The organism is Rhizobium sp. ZW T2_16 (assembly GCF_044987325.1).
Classification (GTDB): domain Bacteria; phylum Pseudomonadota; class Alphaproteobacteria; order Rhizobiales; family Rhizobiaceae; genus Neorhizobium; species Neorhizobium cellulosilyticum.
The window spans coordinates 212,805-238,724 of record NZ_JBJDRG010000001.1; the positions used below are offsets into that span (position 1 = coordinate 212,805).

The following is a 25,920-nucleotide window of genomic DNA, read 5'->3' on the forward strand; positions in this document are numbered from 1 at the left end:
TTGATAGTATATCTCGCTGTCAGAACGATGAGACTGGAAGACCGATCGCGATGAATGCTCCCACGAAGACCGAAGACTTTGCCGTAAAGATCCCGGATGGCGTCTATGCCGAGACAGTGCTGGATGTGCAGCACTATACCGACCGGCTGTTCCGTTTCCGCATGACGCGCCCGGCTGGCTTCCGTTTCCGCTCGGGCGAATTTGCCATGATCGGCCTGATGGTCGGCGAAAAGCCGATCTACCGCGCCTATTCGATCGCAAGCCCGGCCTGGGACGAGGAACTGGAATTCTTCTCGATCAAGGTGCCGGATGGCCCGCTGACCTCGCACCTGCAGAAGATCAAGCCGGGCGATACCGTTCTTATGCGCAAGAAGCCGACCGGCACGCTGGTGCTCGATGCGCTCACCCCCGGCAAGCGTCTCTATATGTTCTCGACCGGCACCGGCATTGCGCCCTTCGCCAGCCTGATCCGCGATCCGGAAACCTACGAAAAATTCGAGGAAGTCATCCTCACCCATACCTGCCGCGAAGTGTCCGAGCTGAAATACGGCCAGGACCTGATCGACGAGATCAAGAACCACGAGTTCCTCTCCGAACTAGTCGGCGACAAGCTAAAACTCTATTCCACCGTCACCCGCGAAGACTACCCGTTTAAGGGCCGCATCACCGACCTGATCGAGAACGGCAAGATGTTCTCCGACCTCGGCGTTCCCCCGCTCGACCCGGCCGTCGACCGCGGCATGATCTGCGGCTCGGCTGCGATGCTGAAGGACACCAAGGAACTGCTCGAAAAGGCAGGATTGACCGAAGGCGCCAATAATAAGCCGAGCGAGTTCGTCATCGAACGGGCGTTTGTAGGGTGAGGAACGGTCGGGCGGAGCCCGAGCAATCGATCCAGTGAATCGATTGCAGTGACGAACGCCACGAGCCATAGCGAGCGGCAGGGCAGCCGCGAACTCTGGGCGGCAGATGAGCGCCACGTTTATACGTTTCGACTGCCAGTCCGCGACTTAAACCAAAGGGCCAGAGCTAGAGCCAGAGCCAGAGGCGGACGGTCCTAACGCCAGACCGATACATTTTCCAGCGTCGTGACTGCACGCTCGTTGATCGACCTCTGACGATAGCTGAACGAGCTGAACCGGATACCGAATTCTTGGTCCTTGGTTTTGCGTCGCGTTTTCTGCACAAGCAGAAACTGGTGTAAGAACCCGTTACCTTCGACCGAAAACTCGTCATACAAGATCTCGGATCGGCGATCATCGAGAGCATTGCTCAGGACTTTCCGCCCGTTGATTTCGGCGTCGACGTAGTTGATCTCTGTCGACCAATAGCCAACCTGCAAGTCTCCGGTTATCAGGAAGAGCTGCAGGCTCTTTTGCACGCTGTCATAAACGGCGCGATCCAAAATCGCGTCGTTGAGATTGACAGACATCACGAATTGATGGACCGGACTAGCCGGATCAAGCGTATCGAGGAACCGTTGATATTGAGCGACCGGATCGTGGTCGTGGTCTTCTCCACGTGCCCATTCTGACGTGAAGAACCGCATGGCTACCTACCGCTCCCAGTCTTCCTTCTCGCGCTTCGGCCCGTTGCCGAGCCGACGTTCGATCTCGGTCGCCTGCGCTTCCGACATGCGCACATCCAGCGTCACCGAACCGTCCTCGTTGTCCTCGCGGCCATCGACGATCGAATTGCCGTAGACCCAGGAGACCAGCGAAAGCTTGTCCGCAGGAATGGTGATAGAGGTTTCGGTGAGAACGCCAGAGAGCCGCTTGGCGATCTCGTCCATCAAGGGGTCAAGCCCCTCGCCCGTGATTGCCGACAGCGCCATGATGTTGTCGCGGCCCTTGGCGCGCTCGAACAGCGCGTCATGGGTTTCCGGGTCGAGCCGGTCGATCTTGTTCCAGACCTCGATGATGCGCTCGGAGCTTTCCTTCTCGTCGATCCCGAGATCGGCGAGAATGCGTAAGACGTCATGCGACTGGGCGGCATTGTCCGGATCGGACATGTCGCGCACATGCAGGATGAGATCGGCTTCCAGTACCTCTTCCAGCGTTGCACGGAAGGCGGCAACCAGATGGGTCGGCAGGTCGGAGATGAAACCGACGGTGTCGGACAGGATGACGGTGCGGCCATGCGGCAGCTTCATCCGGCGCAGGGTCGGATCGAGCGTCGCAAACAGCATGTCTTCGGCGAGAACGCCCGCACCGGTAATGCGGTTGAACAATGTCGACTTGCCGGCATTGGTATAACCGACCAAAGCCACGATCGGATGCGGCACCTTGCGGCGCTTGGCGCGATGAAGCTGGCGAGTGCGAACCACCTGTTCAAGCTCGCGCTCAAGCTTGACGATACGGTCCTGCAACAGACGACGGTCGGCTTCGATCTGGGTTTCACCCGGACCGCCCATGAACCCGCCACCGCCGCGCTGGCGTTCAAGGTGCGTCCAGGACCGGACCAGACGACCCTTCTGGTAATTAAGATGCGCCAGATCGACCTGCAGCGTGCCTTCCTTGGTGGAGGCACGGCGGCCGAAAATCTCGAGGATCAGGCCGGTACGGTCGATGACCTTGGCGTTCAGCTCTTTTTCGAGATTGCGCTGCTGCACCGGCGTCAGCGGATGATCGACGATGACGAGGCCGGCATCTCTCTCATCGAGAAGAGCCTTGATTTCCTCGATCTTGCCGGTTCCCATCAAGGTCGCTGGCCGGGGCTGATTGACGGGAACGATAAGTCCCTGAACCACGTCGAGATCGATGGCGCGGGCAAGCCCGGTCGCCTCTTCCAGTCGTGCCTCGTTGGATCTCTTGGGAGCGGCGACGATCGGTGTGTCGCTCTGGCTGCCGCGGGCGCGCGTCTGCTTGAGCACCGGCACGACGACCACGGCGCGCATATCGTCCCGGTGCTTTTCGGCTTCCGGGACGAGCGATTCGTTAGACGTATCTCGTGTAGAAATCTGTCTCTGTCCTTAGGCTGCGTTTTCTTCGGTTTCGAACATCTGCATGGGCTGGCCCGGCATGATGGTCGAGATCGCGTGCTTATACACGAGCTGGGAGTGCCCGTCACGACGAAGAAGCACGCAGAAATTGTCGAAGGAGGTTACGACTCCCGTGAGCTTGACCCCGTTGATGAGGAATATAGTCAGGGAAATCTTCTGCTTTCGGACTGTATTGAGAAATAAATCCTGCAGGTTCTGAGAACGTTCCGCCATAGCGCCGATTCTTTCTTTCTTGCCGGCAATCTGCCGGGATAATGATCTCACGTGATAAGAGATGATGGAGAAACGCCCCGTGTTTCCCTTCCCCCACAAGTCTGGTTACCAAATCGGCGTCTTTTCCGCAATCTCGAAAAAGGCGTCGCGCATATTCGATGCGACACTGCCTTTATGTGCGCCGGCGCTGTCTTCCATCGATTGAAACGATTGGAATGCAGATTTCGGCACTCTGTGTGAAGCCTTAGTCAAAAATACATGGGACCGCACGAATGTGACCCCGGTAGCTAGGCAAAGACCTCAGACGCCGAGCGATTTCAGCTTGCGGTGCAACGCCGAGCGCTCCATGCCGACAAATTCTGCGGTGCGGGAAATATTGCCGCCGAAGCGGTTGATCTGCGCGATAAGATAATCACGCTCGAACATTTCACGCGCCTCTCTCAGCGGAAGCGTCATGATGTGGACATCTCCCTTCGACGAGACCTTCGGCAGCATGTCACCGAGGTCGGTCGGCAGCATATCGGCGGAGATCGCCGTATCCGGGCCATCCGTGCGCGCGAGAATCATCAGCCGCTCGATATTGTTGCGCAACTGGCGGATATTGCCCGGCCAGTCATGCGCCTGCAGGACGGCCATGGCATCGTCGCCAATCTTGCGCGGGCGGATACCCGCCTGTTCGGAAACCTGCCTCATGAACATGTCGACGAGGAAGGGAATGTCTTCGCGACGCTCTGCCAAGGCCGGAACCTTGACCGGTACGACCGCGAGACGATGATAGAGATCCTCGCGGAAGGCACCTTCGGAGATCAGGCTCTCCAGATTGTAGGCGGTGGAGGAAATGATGCGGACATCCACCTTCACCCGCTTCGAACCACCGACGCGCTCGAATTGCTGATCGACGAGCACACGCAGGATCTTGTTCTGTGTCTCGCGCGGCATCTCGCCGATCTCGTCGAGATAGAGGATGCCGCGATGCGCCTCTTCAAGCGCGCCAATCTTGCGCGGCTGGCCAGGCGTCCCCTCGGTGCCGAAAAGTGCCACCTCCATCCGGTCGGGCGTGATAGTTGCCGCATTGAGCGCCACGAAAGGACCAGTCGCGCGCGACGACTTGCGATGGATCATCCGGGCAACGAGTTCCTTGCCTGAGCCGGAAGGACCGAGAATCATGATGCGGCTGTTGGTCGGCGCGACCTTTTCGATCGTCTGGCGAAGCTGGGAGACGGCAACCGACGTTCCGACCAGTTCGGCCGCATCACCGGTGCGCTTCTTCAGTTCGGACACTTCGCGCTTGAGCTTGGAGTTTTCCAGTGCCCGCTCGGCGATCAGGATCAGGCGGTCGGCCTTGAACGGCTTTTCAATAAAATCGAAGGCGCCGCGCTTGATAGCCGAGACGGCCGTCTCGACATTGCCGTGACCGGAGATCATCACCACCGGCAGGTCGGGATGGCGGCTCTTGATCTCGTCCAGCAACGCCAGGCCATCGAGCTTCGACCCCTGCATCCAGATATCGAGGAAAACCAGCCGCGGCACACGGTCGGAAATCGCCGCCAGAGCACTGTCGCTGTCATACGCCATCCGTGTCTCGTGGCCCTCGTCGGAGAGAATGCCCGAAACGATCTCGCGGATATCCGCCTCGTCATCGACGACCAGAATGTCAGACGCCATAAGCTATTTCCTTGTCTTTATCTTTCACGGGCGCGCCAACCGCATCGACATGTGGCAAAAGCACCCTGATCATGGCGCCCTTGCCATGATCGAAATCGGCAGGGGCATCGTGCAGTTCGAGCTGCCCCCCATGTTCTTCAATGATCTTCTTGACGATGGCGAGGCCGAGCCCTGTGCCCTTTTCGCGCATTGTCATATAGGGTTCGAGTATCCGGTGGCGGTTCTCGGTCGGCAGTCCGATGCCGTTGTCGATCACATCCACCACGAACAGATCGCGTGCCTTGTCAAAACCGGAGCGCACCATCACCTTGCGCCCGTCACGCTCCTCGTCGGCCGGCACCATCTCGATCGCCTCGACGGCATTCTTCACGAGATTGCCGAAAGCCTGACCGAGCATCCGTCCATCGAACAGGCCGTTGAGAGGTTCGTCACCGAGTTCGCGAATGAAATCGACATGGGTCGTGCCCATTTCGCGCAGGAAGATCGAATCCTTCAGGATGCCTCTGAGATCGGTGATTTCCTTCGACGGCTTTGGCATGCGGGCAAACGAAGAGAATTCGTCGACCATGCGGCCGATATCGCCGACCTGCCGGACGATCGTGTCCGTGCACTGATCGAAGACCGCCCTATCATTCTCATCGATCTGCTTGCCGTAACGGCGCTTCAGCCGCTCCGCCGACAATTGGATAGGCGTCAGCGGGTTCTTGATCTCATGGGCGATGCGGCGCGCCACATCCGCCCATGCCGTTGAACGCTGTGCGATCACTAGATCGGTAATATCATCGAGCGTGATGACATAGGAATCGTTCGACGTGCGCTGTTCTTCGCGGGTAACCTGAACTGACAATGTCCGTTCCTTGCCGTTGCGCATCAGGTTGACTTCCTTGCGGAAATCCCCGCGGGATCGTGTTGTGGCTTCCGTCAGCACGTGGTCGATCTCGGGTGCGATCTCCTGCAATGTTCTACCGATAAGGCCCTGCTGCTCAACGCCGAGCATCTCTTCGGCGGACGGATTGACGATGCTGATCCTCCGGTCGTCGACGCCGATGACAGCCGCCGTTACACCGGAAAGCACGGCTTCGATGAAGCGGCGACGATCATCGACTTCGTCCTTGGCCTCCAGAATCTCGTCCTGCTGCGTGCGGATTTCGGAGATCATCTTGTTGAATGTGCGTGACAGGCTGCCGACGTCGCCATCGGCAGCGCGAACGGGAACGACAACATTGAGGTTGCCGCTGCCGACAGCATCAGCAGCACTGATCAGCAGTCGGATCGGCCGCACGATACGGTCGGCAACCGCGATTGCTGCCCAGATTGCCGCCAGAAGAACGATAAGTGCGAACCCGAGATAGAGCACGGCAAAGGCAAACTGGAGCGACGAGCGGCCCGCTTCCATCGCCTTGTACTCGGCAGTGTTTTCCTCCATAAGCCGCATGGCATTCATGACCTTCGGGTCGACGGCGCGGATCGTGTAGAGGAATGTTCCCGATATAGCCTCCGTCTTCATCACCGCCCCCACAAGATTGGTGATGCCGGGCGGAATTAGTGTCGGCTGGCCGCCCGCGGCGGACTTCAGCGCATCGGCTGGGATAGCAGGCAGCGGTCGCTCGGTCTTTATATCGGCCTGTGCAATCGCCTGACCATCCTCCTGAACCAGGAAGGCCCCGAGCATGCCGCGCCCACGCGCCTGACGGGTCATCAGGTCCAGAAAGCCGGTGCGATCGAGATAGAACATCGCACGATTGCGTTCGAGGTCGTTGGACATCGAGACCGTCTGACCCTGCAGATAGCTCGCATTCTCCATCATGTAAGCGCGGGCGATATCCTGCGACGACTGCACGATCGACTGCGTGCGCAGTGAAAACCAGCGATCAAGGCCGACATTCAGCGTCAGGCTGGCAAAGATCGCCACCAGCACCGCCGGCGTGATGGCGACGATGGAAAACAGAACGACGATTCGCACGTGGAGGCGCGCCGCGGCCCTGCCCCGGTTCCGGGCACGCAGCAGCCGCGTCACCTCGCGCCCAATGAGATACATCAGGCCGATGATGAACAGCGAATTGATGACGGCCGACGCAATCACCACGTTTCCGGTCGGCGCAATCGGCGTCAGTCCGAGGAGAACAAGCAGGGTTAGAATGGCGCAGACCAGCGCACCACCAGCCAGAAGAATACCCGGCAAGGCAAAGGAGGCGCGACGATCCTGAATGAAGGTCGCTGATTGAGCGTCGGCAAGGGGTGCCGTCCCGCCGTCCACCATCATATCCCTCCCGCTCTGGGACCAACCACATTGTCGCCTGACCAAATATGGAAAGACGCTTCAAAATCACCGAATTTGGATGTCCGGGTGTTTGACCGAAAAATGCCGCCGGTCTCACTAGGCCACCTGCGTGACCTCTAAGCAACGCATTGTGGCGAAAATGCAACGATCATCTCCAACTGTCAAGCAGTCAGTGATTTTGGCACATCACAATGAGTGGATGTCCACGGAAATAGCCAACCGCAAACGTGGTGTTCAGTACACTTGGGAAAACGACGCTTCTTGCTGTTAGAGGCGAAGCGGGACCCGCACAATTTAATCGCACCGGTGACTTTATCTTCGGCCTGTGGCATGGAGATATCATGAAGGCGATCCGGCAAATCCTATCGGACAGGATTCTGGCTACAGCACTGGCCGTAGCCCTTGGCTACCTGTTGGTGTTTCAGGGATTCACCGGAAATATGGCAAGGGCGTCGACAGCGATCGTCGCACAAGATCAGCTTCACGTCCTTTGCGGCTCCAATGGCGTTTTTGACGCACAGCCTGCCGGTTCAGATAAACCGCTGAAACGAAGTGCAGACTGCCCCTGCGCAAGCCTGTGCCGACTGACGCATTCTGTCACATCCGCGATCCTGTCTGCCGGCCTTGCCTTGCAAGTATCTTTGGCACAGGCGCCGGCGAATATCGTTTTCGCAGTCCTCCCGACACCGGAACCAACGCGTCGGGGTCTATTGCCTGACGCCAGAGCACCTCCCTCGCTCGTCTGATCGTCCGCCGATACGGCAGGAACATCAATCTATCATTTCAAAGCAGTTTTAACCGCTTTGCCCTTCATCATTAGTTGGCCGTCACCGGAGCGCGCTTTCTCCTCCGGCAGGCAAAAGCCAACAGAAACACTCCCTCGGAGACACTCATGTTCATCAGGAACATCGCCACCTATGCCGTGCTCGGCACCATGCTCGCATTCGGCTCTGCCCAGGCGCACGGCTTCAAGCTCGGCCAGATCGAAATCGGTCACCCCTATTCCCGGGCAATGTTGCCCATGGCAAAGGTTGGCGGCGGCTATTTCAAGATTACAAATAACGGACCGGCAGACCGCCTCGTCAGCGTCACATCCGATCGCGCCGGCAGTGTTGAGCTGCACGAGATGAAGATGAACGGCGCCGTGATGCAGATGCGCGAGCTTGAAGCCGGCATCGCGATTCCGGCCAACACGACGGTCGAACTCAAGCCCGGCAGTTACCACCTGATGTTCATTAACGTGCCGCAGCCCTTCAAGGAAGGTGAGATGATCAAGGCGACGCTGGTGTTTGAGAAAGCAGGGGCCGTTGATGTCGAATTTGCCGTTGGCCCGGTAGCCGGCGACAAGGGCAGTGATGCACATGCTGAACACGGGAAATGACGATGAAAAATCCGTTCATGCTGATCGCCACGACGATCTGCGCGGCCTTCTTCTGTGTGCTGATCGGCATCCTGTTCTTCACCTTCAAGGACGAGCCGCGTAACAGCAAGTTCGGCACCGCCTTCTCCCTGGTCAACGACAAGGGTGAAACGGTCGACCAGTCGATCTTCAAGGGCAATCCGTCACTGGTCTATTTCGGCTATACGCATTGCCCCGAGGTTTGCCCGACAACGCTTTTCGAGGTTGCGGGATATCTGAACCAGCTCGGAGAAGAAGGTGCTCCGATCAAGAGCTACCTGTTCACGGTCGATCCGGAACGGGATACGCCCGAGATCATGAACGGATATGTCACCGCGTTTTCAGACCGGATCACCGGCGTGACCGGTACGCCTGAAGAAATGAAGCGGGTAATAGCCGGCTGGAAGGCATTTGCGGAAAAGGTGCCGAACAAGAGCGGCGGCTATTCCATGAGCCATACAATGGACCTTTTCCTCATCGGCGCCGATGGCCGCCTGAAAGGCCTTATCCCATATGGTGCGGACTCCGACGATGCGGTTGAAAAAATCCGCAGCAGACTCCTGTAACAACGCAGAGCGTTAATGGATCGGACGCCGGACAGTAATCCGACGTCCGCAAAGGATCATGCTGAACGCGAACTGCGATAGACCGACACGCCGAGTTCGCGGATCTTCTTGCGAAGCGTGTTACGGTTGAGACCGAGCAGGTCAGCCGCCTTGATCTGGTTGCCACGGGTTGCAGTCAGCGCAGCAAGGATCAGCGGATATTCCATTTCGGTCAGGACACGATCGTAAAGGCCAGGCGGCGGCAGGTTGTCGCCGAACCCTGCAAAATAGGTCCGCATGTTTTCTTCCACTGCCTGAGCGATGGTCAGTGAACCGCCGCGTGGACTTACCTTGTCGATGGGGCTGTCGGGCACGTCCGACCGCAATTCCGTATCGATGATCTCCCTCGTGATCACCTCTTGCGGATAAAGCGCCATCAGGCGGCGCACCAGGTTTTCCAGTTCGCGCACGTTGCCCGGCCAGGCATAGGACTTCATCACGTCCAGCGCCTCGCTGTCGAAACGCTTGCCGTCAAGCCCTTCCTTTTCCGCCATCTGCATGAAGTGTCGGACGAGATCGGGAATATCTTCCGCGCGGTCGCGCAACGGCGGCAGGCGCAGCGGCACGACATTGAGGCGATAATAGAGGTCTTCGCGGAACAGGCCCTGATTGATCAGGTGCTTCAGATCCTTATTGGTGGCAGCAACGATGCGCACGTCGGTGCGGATCGGCGTGCGCCCGCCGACAGTCGTATATTCGCCCTGCTGCAGCACGCGTAAGAGACGCGTCTGGGCATCCATCGGCATGTCGCCGATTTCGTCGAGGAACAGCGTGCCACCCTCGGCCTGTTCGAAACGACCGGTCGAGCGGTTTTGCGCACCGGTAAAGGCGCCCTTCTCGTGACCGAACAATTCCGATTCGATCAGGTCGCGCGGAATGGCGGCCATGTTGATCGCCACGAACGGACCGTTACGGCGCTTGCCGTAATCGTGCAGCGCGCGCGCAACGAGTTCCTTGCCGGTACCCGATTCACCGGTGATCATCAGCGTCAGGTCCGTCTGCATCAGACGGGCGAGAACGCGGTAGATTTCCTGCATCGCGGCAGAGCGACCAACCAGGGGCATGCCGTCCTGCATGTCGTCATCGAGACGGGCAGGCTTGCGCTTCGGCTCGGCCAGCGCCCGGCCGATGATGGCAATCAGTTCCGTGAGGTCGAAGGGCTTCGGAAGATAATCATAGGCACCCTTTTCCGATGCCCGGATCGCCGTCATGAACGTATTCTGCGCGCTCATGACGAGCACCGGCAGATCGGGGCGAGCCTTCTTGATCCGCGGCAGAAGGTCGAAGGCGTTTTCGTCCGGCATGACGACGTCGGTCACGACGAGGTCACCCTCTCCGGCCGAAACCCATCGCCACAGCGTGGCGGCATTCGACGTGATGCGTACCTCGTAACCGGCCCGGGTCAGGGCCTGGTTCAGGACGGTACGTATGGCCGCGTCGTCGTCGGCGACAAGGATCGTGGCAGTCATTTTTCGCTTCCTGTGGAGTTCAAGGCGCGGCCGTCACCGGCTTCTTCCTTGTGCATGGGCATCAGAACACGGAATATGGTCCGGCGCGCCTGGCTGTCGCATTCGACTATGCCGCCATGGCCGCCGATGATCTTGGCGACCAGCGCCAGCCCGAGGCCGGAACCGTTGGTCTTTGTGGTGATGAACGGGTCGAAAAGGTTGGGAACAAGGTCCGCCGGTACGCCGGGACCATTGTCGATAACGCAAAATTCCAGCGGCAGAGAAATCTTCTCACGCGTGCCGGCGACAGAGAGACGGATACCGGGGCGATAGGCCGTCGTCAGCATGATTTCTGCGTCAGCCTGGCCATCCACAGCTTCGGCCGCATTCTTGATCAGGTTGAGAAACACCTGAACCAGTTGATCGCGGTTGGCATAGACCGGCGGCAGCGACGGATCGTACATCTCCGAAATCTTGATTTCGCGGGCAAAGCCGGCCTTGGCGACAGCCTTAACATGATCGAGCACGGAGTGAATGTTGAGCGGCACACGATCGACCGGGCGCTCGTCGGAGAACACTTCCATACGATCGACCAGAGATACGATCCGGTCGGTCTCGTCGCAGATCAGCCGCGTCAGCGGGCGGTCGTCATCCGGCACGACCGATTCGAGCAACTGCGCCGCACCGCGAATGCCTGACAGCGGGTTCTTGATCTCGTGCGCCAGCATCGAGGCAAGTCCCGTGACCGAGCGGGCTGCCGCGCGATGGGTCAGCTGGCGATCAATCTTGTCCGCCATCGAGCGTTCCTGGAACACCACGACGACAGAACCGGGTTCGCTCACCACCGGTGCGACATACAAATCGACCAGCTTTTCCTGACCGAGTTTTGGCGAGGACAGGTCGACGCGATACTCGTTGACCGGCGCTTTGCGCTCCCGCACCTGATCGATCAGCGCCAGAAGCGGGCTGCCGAACGGAATGAAGCTCGAAATCTTGTATTTGGCCAGATGCGCTGCGCTTGCCCCGAAAAAGGCTTCCGCCTCCCAGTTGGCAAACGCGATCTTCCCCGCCTGATCGACCAGAATGACCGGGTTCTGCACGGAATTGAGGACGGCCATGGCCAGCGCCTGCCCATGGGCAGCATCCTGAACGGCGGACTTTGTCATGCAGCCTCCTTGCGGGCCGGTATTGATGCGCCGTTTTCGAAAACGGATGTAAGGCGGCGGATAACATCAGCCGGATCACGAGACATCATGATGGCAGCCTTGTCCTCTGCCGAAATGTCGCAATCCTGACGTTCGATATACCAGCCGAGTTGTTTGCGGGCGTGCCTGAGCCCGGCCTCGACGCCGTAAAACTCGAGCATCGCCTCATAGTGTTCTATGACGATGGCGCAGATTTCGTTTGCCGCCGGTGCCGCATGGCCTGCGAGCCAGCCGACATGCCAGGGGCGCCCCTGCGCGCCGCGACCGACCATGACTGCATCCGCACCCGACCGGCGCAGGATTTCCGTCGCATCCTCAGGCGTCTGCACGTCACCATTGGCAATCAGCGGAATGGAGAGCACGTCGCGCACGGCGTAAATAGCGTCCCAATCCGCCTTGCCTTCGTAGAACTGCATACGGGTGCGTCCATGCACGGTGACAAGCTGAACACCCGCCTCCTGCGCGCGGCGCGCAATCAGTGGAGCGTTGAGACTGTCATGATCCCAGCCCAGCCGCATCTTCACCGTGACCGGGACGGAAACGGCCTTCACCGTTGCCTCGATCATCGACAACGCATGGTCCGGATCCCGCATCAGGGCCGATCCGGAATAACCGCCGGTTACCTTCTTGGCGGGACACCCCATATTGATATCGATGATGTCGGCGCCATTGTCGGCGGAAATCTTCGCAGCCTCAGCCATCCAATAGGCTTCGCGACCTGCCAGTTGCACCATATGCGGCGTCATGCCGGCATTCTTCAGTCGCGCCCAGGATTCACCCTTGTTCATCGCAAGCTCGCGGCTCGCCACCATTTCGGTAACGACAAGGCCCGCCCCGAAGCGCCATGCAAGCTTACGGAAAGCAAGGTCGGTTACTCCCGACATCGGCGCAAGCACCGCCCGATTGCGGACAGTGACCGATCCGATCTGAAATGGTCTGGCGAGGTCGCTGCAATGCAATTGATGATCTTTCAGGCAAGTCCGCATTATGCACTATTTTTATTCAGCTCTTGAGCGTTTGCCAAGAGCAATTCCGGAACTGCGTTATTTTTAAGCGACGTGCTGGAAATACGGCTTTTGAGGCTATAGTTCTCGCCCTGTCAATCCAAATCGATATTGAAGAAATCCACTACAGGACGGGAACAGCAACTCCATGACAATCGGCATCGTCATCGTCGCGGCAGGACGAGGGGAAAGAGTTGGCTCACCGGACGAGGGGCCGAAGCAATATCGTCCGATCGGCGGCCGGCCGGTTATCGCCCATACGCTCGACACCTTTCTGAGCTGGCAAAGACGCGGACCGATCGTCGTCGTCATCCATCCGGATGACGAGGAACTGTATGCGGCGGCGACAGTCGGGCTTGCGGCGTCAGACATCACTCTCGCCTTCGGCGGAAACACGCGGCAACGCTCTGTTTATGAGGGCCTCAAAGCTCTTTCCGCCACCGAAGCAACCCATGTAATGATCCATGATGCAGCACGCCCCTTCGTCGATCACGCAATGCTCGATCGAATTGCTGAAGCATTCGACAACGGCGTCGATGCCGTCCTGCCGGCCGTCGCCGTCACCGACACATTGAAACGCAGCGGCAGTGATGGCCTCGTGCACGAAACGGTTCCGCGCTCAGGACTTTATGCCGCCCAGACGCCTCAAAGTTTCCTGCTGTCGGAAATCCGCTCTGCGCATGAAAAGGCTGCGGCGCTTCGCCGCGACGATTTTACCGATGACGCAGCAATCGCCGAATGGTCCGGACTGTCGGTTTCAATCGTCGAAGGCTCCGTCGACAATATCAAGCTTACCGTGAAACGGGACATGACCATGGCCGATGAAAGGCTTACAGCAAACGCCCTCCTCCCTGACGTCCGAACAGGCAACGGCTATGACGTGCACCAGCTCGTACCGGGTGATGGCGTGACGCTTTGCGGCGTCTTCATTCCCCATGACCAGAAACTGTCCGGCCATTCGGATGCGGACGTCGCGCTGCACGCCCTGACCGACGCGCTGCTCGCCACATGCGGCGCCGGCGATATCGGCGACCATTTCCCGCCCTCCGACATGCAGTGGAAAGGAGCACCTTCAAAGATCTTCCTCGACCACGCGGCAAAAATCGTGCGCGAAAAAGGCGGCACAATCATGAATGCCGACGTATCGTTGATTGCCGAGGCACCGAAAGTCGGCCCTCACCGCGACAAGATGCGCGAGAACATGGCGGCAATTCTCGGTATTTCGCTCGACCGTTGCTCGGTAAAGGCAACGACCAACGAGACGATCGGCTTTGTCGGCCGCCGCGAAGGAATAGCCGCCATCGCAACCGCGACCGTCGTTTATCGCGGATCGCAGGCATGAGCCTTTTTCCGATAGACATAGAGGATGATGCACGCCGGATCGTCTGGGCATTTTCCGAACGCGGATTGATGATCTCCACAGCCGAATCCTGCACAGGCGGCCTCATTGTCGGCGCGTTGACGGATATCAGCGGCTCCTCCGCCGTGGTCGACCGCGGCTTCGTCACCTATACCAACGAAGCCAAGATGGATCTGCTGGGTGTCAATGCCGCGACGTTGAAGGCTTATGGCGCCGTATCGGAGCAGACCGCGCTTCAGATGGTTCAGGGAGCCCTCTTCCGCTCACGCGCCGATATTGCGGTCGCCGTGACAGGAATCGCCGGACCCGGTGGCGGATCGGCGGAAAAGCCTGTCGGCCTCGTACACATCGCGGCGCGCAGCCGCGCTGGTACGATCCTGCATCGGGAAATGCGCTACGGCGATATAGGCCGCAACGAAGTGCGCCTTGCAACCCTGCGCACGGCCTTTGAGATGCTGATCGAAGTGGCAGGCGTTTGAGCGGCTCTCAGGCCGCGGCATAAATCTTGTCTGCGCGGCTCTCGAAAGCATCGGTAAACATGCGAAAAGCACGATCGAACATCGAGCCCATCAGCGCGCCGAGAATCATGCTTTTGAACTCGTAGTCTATGTAGAAATGCACGACACAACCGTCACCGCCATCGGTCGGCGGCTCGAAACGCCAGCGGTTGTCGAGATACTTGAACGGCCCCTCGATATACTTGACGTCGATCGCCTGTTCGGCCGGATTGAGGAGCACCTGGGTGGTGAAGGTTTCCTTGATCGCCTTGTAGCCCACCGTCATGTCGGCCAGGAGCAGGGTCTTGCCGTCCCGCTCCTTGGAACTGCGAATGCTGAGCGCCTCGCATAGCGGCAGGAATTCCGGATAGCGTTCGATATCCGCAACGAGGGCGTACATCTTTTCGGGGCTGTGCTTGACCGGGCGGCGAATGTCGAACTTTGGCATGACGTGGAGTTAAGCTGAGGTCTTTGGAAGATCAAGCCCCGACAAGGGAGAGAAGCTGCCGCATCTGACCGCGGGAGGTCAGGATCAATACGGGACAGTCAGGACTGAAACGCCGAACCCCGTCCACGATCCTCGGTGACGTCTGCCGCTCGAAATTCCAGATGAAGGATAGGAATTCGCGATCGAACAGTCTCTCCGGACATCCCGGCGCCATGTCCGGCCGCGTTTGCCCCAGATGGCGAAGGCTGCGGGAAATTACACCCCATAGGCAAAGCCAGCGCGGCATCCGCACCCAGATGATCGCATTTGCGCGCGGCATTCTCAGTTCGAAACTGGATGAACCCGTGCCATCCATGATCCAGCGATCTCGGGACACCGCTTCCGAAATCAAGGCCCGCGTCGTCTCACGATCCCGCTTCACCCAGCCCGGCAGCCAGTAAAAATCTCGGTCCATCGAGATATAGGGCAGCCGCAATCTATCGCTCAGCTTCCGCGAAAGCGTCGACTTACCGCCTCCCGAACAGCCGATCACAAGCACGCGCTCGCAAGCATGAAGCACTCGTGCCGCGTCCTCCGGATTGACAATATGCAACTGATTTCCCACCTGTTATGTGTCCGCTGCAACGCACATCTTCGGTTTGACGATTTTCAAGTTAAAGAAAATTAATGTAGCTTGAGGGGAGTTGTAATATTCCCTCGTCGCAATCCCGCCTATATTGGTGCATTGCAACATTCTAAAATCTATCGATCCGAAAGACGCATACCCATGGACGATTTCGCACAGATGATAAAGCTGCTCGAATCCGCTAAGCAGCTTGCGGATATGAACGGCATGCCGATGCTCGCCTATTTCATCGAAATGGCAAAAGGTGAAGCACGCGGACAGAAGGGCACACTGCGTGAACGCAGGCACGGCCAGGACAAGCGCCCCAAGATCGAGGCCGCTGAATAACCAGTGAGAGAGGTTGCCGCCTTATTCGGCGGCAGCCAGTAGCTTCTTTTCACGCGCAGCTCGCAACCGGGCAAAGTCGTCACCAGCATGATGCGACGAACGCGTGAGCGGGCTCGAAGCGACCATCAGGAAGCCCTTCGTATAAGCCACTGTCTCGTAAGACTTGAACTCTTCCGGTGTAACGAATTTCTCGACCTTGTGATGCTTGCGCGTCGGCTGCAGATACTGGCCGATTGTCAGGAAGTCGACATCCGCGGTTCTCAGATCATCCATCAGCTGCAGAACTTCATTACGCTCTTCACCGAGGCCAACCATGATGCCGGACTTGGTGAACATCGTCGGGTCGAGTTCCTTCACCCGTTGCAACAGCCGGATCGAGTGGAAATACCGGGCGCCTGGGCGAACCGTGAGATAATTGCCGGGAACGGTTTCCATATTATGGTTGAAGACGTCCGGCTTGGCGGCGACGACGCGCTCCAGCGCACCGGGCTTCTTCAAAAAGTCCGGCGTCAGGATTTCGATCGTTGTCAGCGGTGATGCGGCACGGATTGCCCAGATCACCTTTTCGAAATGTTCCGCACCACCATCGTCCAGATCGTCACGGTCGACGGAGGTAATGACGACGTGTTGCAGCCCCATTTCCTTGACGGCGCGTGCCACGCTTTCCGGTTCGGACATGTCGAGCGGGTTCGGCTTGCCTGTCGCGACATTGCAGAACGCGCAGGCGCGGGTACAGATTTCGCCCATGATCATGAAGGTGGCGTGCTTCTTGTCCCAGCACTCACCTATGTTGGGACAGCCCGCCTCTTCGCAGACTGTCACCAGCTTGTTCTCACGGACGATCGCACGAGTTTCTTGGTAGCCTTTCGATACCGGCGCCTTGACGCGGATCCAGTCCGGCTTGCGCATCACTTCGGTATCGGGCCGATGCGCCTTTTCCGGATGGCGGACGCGCTTCTCTTCGGAGAGATTGGTCCTGTCGAGAATGGTGACCATGAAATCCTGCCTTCAACTCCGCATTGATGTCGGAGCATGTTGTCGTTCGGAGATTCTCTATGCATGAACCGCGGCAAATGTTTGCGCGGCATAACCTGCCAGATCGCTACTTTAGCGCCTGACGATTTTGGCGACGAATAGCAAAAGGCTCGCGCCAAGGAAAGCCGTGACGAAATAGCCGAGACGGCTATCCTTTACCGGGACGTCGAACGTTCCCAGCACGGCGATCGCGACCACGGAACCGACGATACCAAGGATGATGTTCATGAAGATGCCGAAGCGCATGTCCATCAGCTTGCCGGCAAGCCAGCCCGCCAGTCCGCCGATGATGATCGCTCCGATCCAGCCAACGCTTTCCATCATTCCTCCTCCAAGACCCAGATAGTCGTTCGGCGCTCCCCATCATGAATGGGAAGCGCCTCTTGTTCGTATAGGGGAGCCGTATCAGGCGTTAAGAACGCGCCCATAAGCATCCAGCACACTTTCCTTCATCGATTCCGAAATGGTCGGATGCGGGAAGATGGTGTGCATCAGATCTTCTTCGGTCGTCTCAAGGTTCATCGCGACGACAAAGCCCTGGATCAGTTCGGTAACTTCCGCACCGACCATGTGGGCACCCAGCAGTTCGCCGGTCTTCTTGTCGAAGATCGTCTTGACCATGCCCTGGTCTTCGCCGAGCGCCACGGCCTTGCCGTTTGCGGCAAAGGAGAAGCGGCCGACGCGGATGTCGCGGCCCTGTTCCTTGGCCTTGGCTTCCGTCAGGCCAACCGAGGCGACCTGCGGGTTGCAATAGGTGCAGCCCGGGATCTTGCCCTTGTCGGTAGCATGGACGTTCGGCAGCCCAGCGATCTTCTCGACGCAGACAACGGCTTCATGCTCGGCCTTGTGAGCGAGAAGCGGGCCACCGGCAACGTCACCGATTGCGTAGATGCCGGGAACGTTGGTCTTGCCGTAACCATCGATGACGATGAAGCCGCGGTCGGTCTTCACGCCGGCGGCCTCGAGGCCGATGTTTTCGATATTGGCCTGAACGCCGACAGCCGAGATCATCCGGTCAGCCGTGATCTTTTCAGACGTTCCGTCCTTCTTTTCGATCGTGGCAGTGATCGAGTTTGCACCCTTCTCCACCTTGGCGACCTTGGCTTCCAGATGGATCTTGATGCCCTGCTTTTCGAACTGCTTCTTGGCAAAGGCGGAGATTTCCGCGTCTTCGACCGGCATGACCTGGCTCATGATTTCGACGACGGTCACGTCTACGCCCATCGTGCGGTAGAAGGAGGCGAATTCGATGCCGATCGCGCCCGAGCCCATGACCAGCAGCGATTTCGGCAGTTCTTCCGGCTTCATCGCTTCGAAATAGGTCCAGATCAGCTTGCCATCAGGCTCGATACCCGGCAGCGCGCGCGGACGGGCGCCGGTGGCAACGATGATGTGCTTGGCGGTATAGGTGCCCTCACCCAGCGTGTTCTTCGGCACCGGACCCTGCGGCTGAACGACCGGCTTGGTCGACTTGCCAACGACGATCTCGCCAGGCTTGGTGAGCTCGGCTTCACCCCAGATGATATCGACCTTGTTCTTCTTGAACAGGAAGCCGACGCCGTTGTTCATGCGGGCGGCAATGCCGCGCGAACGGGCAACGATCGCCTTGACGTCCGGCTTGATAGAGCCTTCAAGCGTCAGGCCGTAATCCTTGGCATGGGTGGCGGTGTGCAACACGTCGGCGGTGCGAAGCAGAGCCTTGGTCGGGATGCAGCCCCAGTTGGAGCAAATGCCGGCAAGGTGTTCGCGTTCGACGACCGCGACCTTCATGCCGAGCTGCGAGGCCCTGATCGCAGCGATATAACCACCAGGGCCGGAGCCGATTACAATAACGTCATAAGCGTTGGACATGAGCGCTTCCAATCCTCTTCTGTCGAGACCCCGGCGAAACACCTTGGGTCTTCACGGGATGGAAGCGCCTGACGGTCAGACCGCCAGCTTGATCGCTTCTGCTTCCGGTTCAGGCTGAACCAGCATCCCGTAGATTTCTTCCTTGAGCTGCCTGCGCTGCTTGCACATGTCGATGAGCATTGCATCGCCTGCGGGCTCGTTGCGTCTCTCGGCCAGTTGGACCCTCCGGCTCAGGTCTTCATAACTCCGGCACAGTCGGGCAAAATGCCCATCCGTTTCCTGGAGATGGCGCACAAGCGCCCTGAAATCCGGAAATTCTGCGGCCAGTTCATGCAGCGTGCCAGACATGGAACAAATCCCTTTATTAGTGAGGAAGTGTCCACGCTAGGTCCGCCTAAAATTACCTCCGTTGATCCAGATCAAAGGCCAAGCATCATTCGAACGATCGGCTCCAGACCGCGACCAATTGCCCGAGTTCCCTCAGGCGTCAAGTGTACACCGTCGACCGGGCTGGTACGGGCAACCGAACCTGCATCGAAGAAACCGCAGCCAAGATCATCGGCAAGATCACGGTAAAGCGATGCAAGCATCGCCGATTCCTCGACGCCATTACGGAAGATCGCCGAAAACACTGGATCGGCCGTTTCACAGAGTGGCGGCGGCGAAACGATCAGGATTTCCGGCGCATCATAATCGAACGAATACTCGTGGTGGCGGATCAGCCCTACGAGCCTCTGCAAGCCGGCGCGGGCCGCATAAGCGGTCCCGGCAATCGCCGGCTTCATATCGTTGGTACCGAGCATTATGACGACGAGATCAAGCGGCATATGGGTGTGAAGCGCCGTTGGAAGGTTCTTCACACCGTTGCGATCACAATCGGCCAGGTGATCGTCATAGCCGGTCGTGCGGCCGTTCAACCCTTCGGCAATCACGGTCACACCGGGCCCGAGGGCTGCACCGAGGACGCTTGGCCAGCGATCCTCGAAAGCATGCCGTCCCGGCCCTTCGGGGTCATACCCCCAGGTGAGACTGTCGCCGAAGCAGAGAACGGTCCTCATCCCGCCGTCCTTTTGCCGTTAAACCAGCATCGACATCGGATTTTCGATGTAGCGCTTGAAGGCGGACGCGAGTTCCGCACCGAGCGCACCATCGATGACGCGGTGGTCGAAGGCGAAGGTCGCCGACATCACCGTACCGACTTCAATCTTGCCGTTACGGACGACCGGCTTCTCGACGCCGGCACCGATCGACACGATCGAGGCCTGCGGCAGATTGACGATCGAAGTGAACGAAGAGACGCCGAACATGCCGAGGTTGGACACCGAGGTCGTGCCACCCTGGTATTCTTCAGGCTTCAACTTCTTGTCGCGGGCGCGCTTGGCCATGTCCTTCACCTCGTTGGAGATGACCGACAGGGCCTTGGTTTCGGCCTTGCGAACGATCGGCGTGATCAGACCGTCCGGGATAGAAACGGCGACACCGACGTCGGAATGCTTGTGCAGCACGCGTGCGGTCGAAGTCCAGGAGGCGTTTGCCATCGGAACGTCGCGCAGCGCCAGCGCCATCGCCTTGATGATGAAGTCGTTGACGGAGAGCTTGAAGGCCGGAACCTCGCCCTTCTCGGTCTTGTTCACCGGAGCCGACTTGTTGATCTCGGCACGCAGAGCCAGGAGCGCGTCGAGTTCGCAATCCATCGATACCGTGTAGGACGGAACCGTCTGGGTGGACTCGGTCAGGCGTGCGGCGATCGTCTTGCGCATGCCGTCATGCGGCAGAAGCTCGTAGGAGCCTTCCGCAAACAGCTTGAGCGTGCTTTCGTCCGACGGACCCTTTGCGGCAGCCGGTGCCGGGGCGGCAGCGGATTGTGCAGCAGCCGGAGCAGATTTTGCACCGCCGGCGGCAGCCTTTTCGACGTCTGCCTTGACCACACGGCCATGCGGGCCGGTGCCGGTGACGGCAGAAAGATCGAGACCAGCTTCCTTGGCGAGACGACGGGCGAGCGGCGACGAGAAGACGCGCTTGCCATCGGCAACCGGAGCAGGCGTCGACGGTGCCGGCGCAGCGTCGGTGACCGGAACGGCGGCCTTCGAAGCTTCAGCGGTCTTTTCGGCCGGAGCAGCCTCCGCCTTCGAGGCGGAACCCGCACCGGCAGCAGCGGCCGCAACGTCTTCGCCTTCTTCGGCAATGATGGCGATCAGTGCATTGACCTTGACCGATTCAGTGCCGGCCGGAACAACGATCTTGGCGATCGTGCCCTCGTCGACAGCTTCGACTTCCATCGTCGCTTTGTCGGTTTCGATCTCGGCGATCACGTCACCGGACTTGATCTTGTCGCCTTCCTTGACCAGCCACTTAGCGAGGTTGCCCTCTTCCATGGTCGGAGAAAGGGCAGGCATGGTGATGTTGATAGGCATCCTATCACCCTTCCCTTACTTGTAGCAGACGGTTTTGACCGCCTGAACGACTTCGCCGACAGTCGGCAGAGCCAGCTTTTCGAGGTTGGCGGCGTAAGGCATCGGAACGTCCTTGCCGGCGATCGTCAGAACCGGGGCATCGAGATAGTCGAAGGCCTGCTGCATGACGCGGGTGGCGATTTCGGTGCCGACCGAGTTCTGCGGGTAACCTTCCTCGACAGTGACGAGGCGACCGGTCTTCTTGACGGATTCGATGACGGTCGGCAGGTCCATCGGACGGATCGTGCGAAGGTCGATCAGTTCGACATCGATGCCTTCCTTCTCGAGTTTGGCAACCGCCTTAACGGCGTAGGTCATGCCGATACCGAAGGAAACGATCGTTGCGTCCTTGCCCTTGCGGTGGATGCGCGCCTTGCCGATCGGCAGAACGAAATCATCCAGCTTCGGCACATCGAAATGCTGACCGTAGAGGATTTCGTTTTCGAGGAAGACGACCGGGTTCGGATCGCGGATAGCAGCCTTCAAGAGACCCTTTGCGTCGGCAGCCGTGTAAGGCATGACGACCTTGAGGCCGGGGATCTGGCTGTACCACGAGGAGAAGTCCTGGCTGTGCTGTGCGCCAACGCGGGCAGCAGCGCCGTTCGGACCGCGGAACACGATCGGAGCACCCATCTGACCACCCGACATGTAGAGCGTCTTGGCAGCAGAGTTGATGATCTGGTCAATCGCCTGCATGGCGAAGTTGAACGTCATGAACTCGACGATCGGCTTCAGGCCGGACATGGCTGCACCGACGCCGATACCGGCAAAACCGTGTTCGGTGATCGGAGTATCGACAACGCGCTTGGCACCGAATTCCTGCAGCAACCCTTGCGTGATCTTGTAGGCGCCCTGATATTCGGCGACTTCTTCACCCATGACGAATACGTCGCCATCGCGGCGCATTTCTTCAGCCATTGCGTCGCGCAGAGCTTCGCGAACGGTCGTCGAAACCATTTCGGTGCCGGCAGGGATATCCGGATCAGCAGCGACTTCGACCTTCGGCTGAGCCGGGACCGAAGCGGATGCGGGCTTTGCTTCTTCAGCGGCAGGTGCCTCGGCCTTCGGAGCTTCGGCTGCCGGAGCGGAAGAACCGATCGCATCGGCGCTTTCGCCTTCGGCAAGCAGGATCGCGATCTTGGTGTTGACCTTGACGTTTTCGGTGCCGGCTTCGACCAGCAGCTTGCCGATCACGCCTTCATCGACGGCTTCCACTTCCATGGTCGCCTTGTCGGTCTCGATTTCAGCAATGACATCGCCGGACTTGACGGTGTCGCCTTCCTTCTTGACCCATTTGGAAAGCGTGCCTTCCTCCATCGTCGGAGAAAGTGCAGGCATCAGGATATCGATAGGCATAGGTTCTTTCCTCCCCGCGCTTAGAGCAGGATATCGGTGTAGAGCTCGGATGCATCCGGCTCCGGATCGTTCTGAGCGAAGTCGGCGCTATCCGTAACGATGTCGCGGATATCCTTGTCGATCGCCTTCAGTTCGTCCTCGGACGCCCAGCCCTTTTCGAGCAGACGGTTGCGAACCTGTTCGATCGGATCCTGCTCCGAGCGCATCTTCTGCACTTCTTCCTTGGAGCGGTACTTTGCCGGGTCGGACATGGAGTGACCGCGGTAACGGTAGGTCAGCATTTCGAGAATGATCGGACCCTTGCCGGAGCGGCAATGGGCGAGCGCCTCGTCAGCCGCAGCCTTGACGGCGCGCACATCCATGCCATCCACCTGGATACCCGGAATGCCGAAGCCGACGCCGCGCATCGAATAGTTCGACTGTGCGGTTGCGCGCGCGGTCGAGGTGCCCATGGCATAACGGTTGTTCTCGACGATGTAGATGATCGGCAGTTTCCACAGAGCAGCCATATTGAAGCTCTCGTAGACCTGACCCTGGTTGGCAGCGCCATCGCCGAAATAGGCAACAGATACGCTGTCATTGTTGCGATAGGCATTGGCGAAGGCGAGACCGGTGCCGAGCGACACCTGCGCACCGACGATACCGTGACCGCCGTAGAAATGCTTCTCCTTGGAGAACATGTGCATCGAGCCGCCCTTGCCCTTGGACAAGCCACCGCGACGACCGGTAAGCTCGGCCATGACGCCACGCGGGCTCATGCCGCAAGCAAGCATGTGGCCGTGGTCGCGATAGGCGGTGATGACCTGATCGCCTTCCTGCTGCGCCATCTGCATGCCGACGACGACAGCTTCCTGGCCGATATAGAGATGGCAGAAACCGCCGATGAAGCCCATGCCATAGAGCTGGCCGGCCTTCTCTTCGAAGCGACGGATCAGCAGCATCTCTCGATACGCGTGCAGATCGTCGTCCTTGCCGAATTCCGGCGTATTCTTGCCGGTAAATTCCTTCGAGGCTGTTTTGCTGGCAGATTTTGCCGCTGGCTTGCGGCCGGATGCAGACGCGGATTTGGTTTGCGCCATCGATCCCTCCCTATGTGCTGCATTGAAAGAGCGGCATCGAGACGAGCACATGCACGCCGCAACCCACTCCGGTTTCTGCAGCTAACATAGGGAAGAAAGCGCGCCCCAGCAATGACATATTTGCATGGCTCTCATTCCGCATAAGCCACTGAAATAAATCACGAAAATCAAGTTAACCGAAATTAGGTTAACTCAGAAATAATTGTTAAATATGACTATTTCGTCCGAGCGGGATACATTTAATTGATAACGCGCAATTTCATCAAGCATGTCTTTATCGAGTGAGCCATCACTCATCAGATGGACCTGACGCTCCAATGCTTCGCGCTTGGAGGTGAGCGCCGCAAGCTCGCTGCTACGCGCGATGCGCTGCTTCTCGAACTCCTCGGTCGCGATAAGACCAAGATCACCGTGGATAGAATGATAGCCGAAATAGGAAAGAAACGCGACGGTGATTGCAGGCAGGATGAAACGGCCAAACTTTCTTTGTTTGTGATGTCTTGTCCACATGCCTGTTCTTAAACCTTGAGCTTACGCGGCGGGAGCGATTCATCGTCCCAGGATAGGATCTGAAAATCGCAGAACTTGCTTAAGCATTCGTTTCGTTTGCCGCGCTGCAGCGCAGATATGAAACAGCCCGCGTCGAGGACGCGGGCTTTTCGAATGTCATTCTGCCTTCAGGAGAGCGGCCTTCCGGCCGACCATTCCTTAGCCCTTCAGGATCGAGCGGCCTGCATAAACGGCCTGCGGGCCGAGCATTTCCTCGATACGGATCAGCTGATTGTACTTGGCCAGACGGTCCGAACGCGAAAGCGAACCGGTCTTGATCTGACCGCAATTGGTGGCAACGGCGAGATCGGCAATCGTCGAATCTTCCGTTTCACCCGAGCGGTGCGACATGACGGCGGTGTATGCAGCCTTGTGGGCAGTCTCGACGGCATCGAGCGTTTCCGTCAGCGAGCCGATCTGGTTGACCTTGACCAGGATGGAGTTGGCAACGCCCATCTTGATACCGTCGCGCAGGCGGGCGGAATTGGTGACGAACAGATCGTCGCCGACCAGCTGAACCTTGGAGCCGATCTTGTCGGTCAGGATCTTCCAGCCTTCCCAGTCGTCTTCGGCCATGCCGTCTTCGATCGAGATGATCGGATACTTGCCAGCAAGTTCGGCCAGGTATTCAGCCATGGCAGCCGATTCCAGCGTGCGGCCTTCACCTTCGAGAACGTAATTGCCATCCTTGAAGAATTCGGTCGAGGCGCAATCGAGGCCGAGGAATACGTCTTCACCCGGCTTGTAGCCGGCCTTTTCGATCGACTTGACGATGAAATCAAGGGCTTCCGGCGCACTCTTCAGACCCGGCGCAAAGCCGCCTTCGTCACCAACGTTGGTGTTATGACCCTGTGCGCCCAGTTCCTTCTTCAGGACGTGGAAGATTTCCGAACCAACCCGCACGGCATCCTTCAGCGTTTCGGCGCCGACCGGCATGATCATGAATTCCTGGAAATCGATCGGGTTGTCGGCATGTGCGCCGCCATTGATGATGTTCATCATCGGAACCGGCAGAACATGTGCGCCAGCGCCGCCGACATAACGGTAAAGCGGCAGGCCAGCCGATTCGGCGGCAGCCTTGGCAACGGCCAGCGACACGCCGAGAATGGCGTTTGCGCCGAGACGCGACTTGTTCGGCGTGCCGTCGAGCGCGATCATCGTCTTGTCGATATGGATCTGGCTTTCGGCATCGAAACCGCCGATGGCATCGAAGATTTCCGTATTGACCGCTTCAACGGCCTTCTCGACACCCTTGCCGCCAAAGCGCTTGCCGCCATCGCGCAATTCGACAGCTTCGTGGGCACCCGTCGATGCGCCCGACGGAACAGCGGCGCGGCCCATCGAGCCGTCTTCCAGATAGACGTCAACTTCGACGGTCGGGTTGCCACGGCTATCGAGGATCTCGCGAGCGATAATATCGGTAATAGCAGTCAAGGGTCTCTCCTCAGAGTTAAGTCCATGCAGTCATTGAAAATGTATCACGTTCAATGACACGCCAATTACAGTGTTGGCGCTTTCT

Annotated in this window: 26 protein-coding genes; 6 read left to right on the forward strand and 20 right to left on the reverse strand. The window is 58.6% G+C overall.

The annotated features are described in order from the left end of the window. Positions 1-50: 50 nt before the first annotated feature. Positions 51-863: a ferredoxin--NADP reductase gene (locus ACI3K0_RS01020; protein WP_183821555.1), complete on the forward strand. Its 813-nt coding sequence runs from the start codon at positions 51-53 to the stop codon at positions 861-863. 194 nt (positions 864-1,057) lie between these two features. Here the strand turns inward: ACI3K0_RS01020 and ACI3K0_RS01025 are convergent, their stop codons facing one another. From ACI3K0_RS01025 to ACI3K0_RS01045, 5 genes are all read right to left on the reverse strand, one after another. Then, positions 1,058-1,549, reverse strand: a complete 492-nt coding sequence (locus ACI3K0_RS01025; protein ID WP_183821554.1) for a hypothetical protein — start codon at positions 1,547-1,549, stop codon at positions 1,058-1,060. Positions 1,550-1,555: 6 nt separating this feature from the next. After that, positions 1,556-2,896 carry a GTPase HflX gene (hflX, locus tag ACI3K0_RS01030; RefSeq protein WP_404944802.1) on the reverse strand — a complete coding sequence of 447 codons (1,341 nt, stop codon included), beginning with the start codon at positions 2,894-2,896 and terminating at the stop codon, positions 1,556-1,558. 75 nt (positions 2,897-2,971) lie between these two features. Beyond that, entirely contained in the window at positions 2,972-3,214 is a 243-nt protein-coding gene (gene hfq / locus ACI3K0_RS01035) for an RNA chaperone Hfq (RefSeq protein WP_007757453.1), read from the reverse strand. A gap of 300 nt (positions 3,215-3,514) precedes the next feature. Beyond that, positions 3,515-4,879, reverse strand: coding sequence for a sigma-54 dependent transcriptional regulator (locus ACI3K0_RS01040; RefSeq protein ID WP_183821553.1), 1,365 nt, complete (start codon positions 4,877-4,879; stop codon positions 3,515-3,517). Then, positions 4,869-7,139, reverse strand: a complete 2,271-nt coding sequence (locus tag ACI3K0_RS01045) for an ATP-binding protein (protein ID WP_404944803.1) — start codon at positions 7,137-7,139, stop codon at positions 4,869-4,871. The genes ACI3K0_RS01040 and ACI3K0_RS01045 overlap by 11 nt, the downstream gene beginning before the upstream one ends. Before the next feature lie 913 nt (positions 7,140-8,052). Between ACI3K0_RS01045 and ACI3K0_RS01050 the strand changes: the two genes are divergently transcribed. Both ACI3K0_RS01050 and ACI3K0_RS01055 read left to right on the forward strand, forming a co-directional pair. Continuing rightward, complete coding sequence (locus ACI3K0_RS01050) at positions 8,053-8,541, forward strand: copper chaperone PCu(A)C (protein WP_404944804.1); 489 nt, start codon at positions 8,053-8,055, stop codon at positions 8,539-8,541. 2 nt (positions 8,542-8,543) lie between these two features. After that, positions 8,544-9,125, forward strand: coding sequence for an SCO family protein (locus ACI3K0_RS01055; protein WP_404944805.1), 582 nt, complete (start codon positions 8,544-8,546; stop codon positions 9,123-9,125). Between the two features lie 56 nt (positions 9,126-9,181). Here ACI3K0_RS01055 and ntrC read toward each other — a convergent pair whose 3' ends face one another. The 3 genes from ntrC to dusB are packed head-to-tail and all read right to left on the reverse strand — an operon-like array spanning position 9,182 to position 12,803. After that, a complete protein-coding gene (ntrC, locus tag ACI3K0_RS01060) occupies positions 9,182-10,633 on the reverse strand; it encodes a nitrogen regulation protein NR(I) (protein WP_148144876.1) in 1,452 nt (483 codons plus the stop codon). Then, a complete protein-coding gene (locus ACI3K0_RS01065) occupies positions 10,630-11,778 on the reverse strand; it encodes a nitrogen regulation protein NR(II) (protein WP_183821550.1) in 1,149 nt (382 codons plus the stop codon). Before ACI3K0_RS01065 ends, ntrC begins: the two co-directional genes overlap by 4 nt. Beyond that, the gene (gene dusB, locus ACI3K0_RS01070; protein WP_183821549.1) at positions 11,775-12,803 is read right to left on the reverse strand and encodes a tRNA dihydrouridine synthase DusB; all 1,029 of its coding nucleotides are present in this window, start codon (positions 12,801-12,803) and stop codon (positions 11,775-11,777) included. The genes ACI3K0_RS01065 and dusB overlap by 4 nt, the downstream gene beginning before the upstream one ends. 166 nt (positions 12,804-12,969) lie before the next feature. Between dusB and ACI3K0_RS01075 the strand changes: the two genes are divergently transcribed. Beyond that, positions 12,970-14,163 carry a bifunctional 2-C-methyl-D-erythritol 4-phosphate cytidylyltransferase/2-C-methyl-D-erythritol 2,4-cyclodiphosphate synthase gene (locus ACI3K0_RS01075; RefSeq protein WP_183821548.1) on the forward strand — a complete coding sequence of 398 codons (1,194 nt, stop codon included), beginning with the start codon at positions 12,970-12,972 and terminating at the stop codon, positions 14,161-14,163. Further along, the gene (locus ACI3K0_RS01080) at positions 14,160-14,660 is read left to right on the forward strand and encodes a CinA family protein (RefSeq protein WP_183821547.1); all 501 of its coding nucleotides are present in this window, start codon (positions 14,160-14,162) and stop codon (positions 14,658-14,660) included. The genes ACI3K0_RS01075 and ACI3K0_RS01080 overlap by 4 nt, the downstream gene beginning before the upstream one ends. A gap of 7 nt (positions 14,661-14,667) precedes the next feature. Here the strand turns inward: ACI3K0_RS01080 and ACI3K0_RS01085 are convergent, their stop codons facing one another. Next, a complete protein-coding gene (locus tag ACI3K0_RS01085) occupies positions 14,668-15,126 on the reverse strand; it encodes a type II toxin-antitoxin system RatA family toxin (RefSeq protein ID WP_206825881.1) in 459 nt (152 codons plus the stop codon). Positions 15,127-15,157: 31 nt separating this feature from the next. After that, a complete protein-coding gene (locus ACI3K0_RS01090) occupies positions 15,158-15,718 on the reverse strand; it encodes an AAA family ATPase (RefSeq protein WP_183821545.1) in 561 nt (186 codons plus the stop codon). Between the two features lie 174 nt (positions 15,719-15,892). Here ACI3K0_RS01090 and ACI3K0_RS01095 point away from each other — a divergent pair, with 174 nt between their 5' ends. Next, positions 15,893-16,078, forward strand: a complete 186-nt coding sequence (locus ACI3K0_RS01095; RefSeq protein ID WP_148144882.1) for a hypothetical protein — start codon at positions 15,893-15,895, stop codon at positions 16,076-16,078. 21 nt (positions 16,079-16,099) lie between these two features. Here ACI3K0_RS01095 and lipA read toward each other — a convergent pair whose 3' ends face one another. The 10 genes from lipA to eno all read right to left on the reverse strand — a co-directional run bounded on the left by lipA (position 16,100) and on the right by eno (position 25,835). After that, positions 16,100-17,074 (reverse strand): lipoyl synthase, encoded by a 975-nt coding sequence (lipA, locus tag ACI3K0_RS01100; protein ID WP_183821544.1) that lies wholly within the window; start codon positions 17,072-17,074, stop codon positions 16,100-16,102. A 111-nt stretch (positions 17,075-17,185) separates the two neighbouring features. Beyond that, a complete protein-coding gene (locus tag ACI3K0_RS01105; protein ID WP_139677981.1) occupies positions 17,186-17,434 on the reverse strand; it encodes a GlsB/YeaQ/YmgE family stress response membrane protein in 249 nt (82 codons plus the stop codon). Positions 17,435-17,518: 84 nt separating this feature from the next. Next, positions 17,519-18,964: a dihydrolipoyl dehydrogenase gene (lpdA, locus tag ACI3K0_RS01110; protein ID WP_404944806.1), complete on the reverse strand. Its 1,446-nt coding sequence runs from the start codon at positions 18,962-18,964 to the stop codon at positions 17,519-17,521. A 75-nt stretch (positions 18,965-19,039) separates the two neighbouring features. After that, positions 19,040-19,312 (reverse strand): YdcH family protein, encoded by a 273-nt coding sequence (locus ACI3K0_RS01115; RefSeq protein WP_183821542.1) that lies wholly within the window; start codon positions 19,310-19,312, stop codon positions 19,040-19,042. A gap of 71 nt (positions 19,313-19,383) precedes the next feature. Then, entirely contained in the window at positions 19,384-20,022 is a 639-nt protein-coding gene (locus ACI3K0_RS01120) for an SGNH/GDSL hydrolase family protein (RefSeq protein WP_183821541.1), read from the reverse strand. An 18-nt stretch (positions 20,023-20,040) separates the two neighbouring features. Beyond that, the gene (locus tag ACI3K0_RS01125; RefSeq protein ID WP_404944807.1) at positions 20,041-21,378 is read right to left on the reverse strand and encodes a pyruvate dehydrogenase complex dihydrolipoamide acetyltransferase; all 1,338 of its coding nucleotides are present in this window, start codon (positions 21,376-21,378) and stop codon (positions 20,041-20,043) included. 15 nt (positions 21,379-21,393) lie between these two features. Continuing rightward, positions 21,394-22,773, reverse strand: a complete 1,380-nt coding sequence (locus ACI3K0_RS01130; RefSeq protein WP_183821539.1) for a pyruvate dehydrogenase complex E1 component subunit beta — start codon at positions 22,771-22,773, stop codon at positions 21,394-21,396. Positions 22,774-22,793: 20 nt separating this feature from the next. After that, positions 22,794-23,852: a pyruvate dehydrogenase (acetyl-transferring) E1 component subunit alpha gene (pdhA, locus tag ACI3K0_RS01135; RefSeq protein ID WP_183821538.1), complete on the reverse strand. Its 1,059-nt coding sequence runs from the start codon at positions 23,850-23,852 to the stop codon at positions 22,794-22,796. A 192-nt stretch (positions 23,853-24,044) separates the two neighbouring features. Then, entirely contained in the window at positions 24,045-24,362 is a 318-nt protein-coding gene (locus ACI3K0_RS01140; protein WP_183821537.1) for a septum formation initiator family protein, read from the reverse strand. 198 nt (positions 24,363-24,560) lie between these two features. Then, positions 24,561-25,835 carry a phosphopyruvate hydratase gene (gene eno, locus ACI3K0_RS01145; protein WP_183821536.1) on the reverse strand — a complete coding sequence of 425 codons (1,275 nt, stop codon included), beginning with the start codon at positions 25,833-25,835 and terminating at the stop codon, positions 24,561-24,563. Positions 25,836-25,920 lie beyond the last annotated feature (85 nt).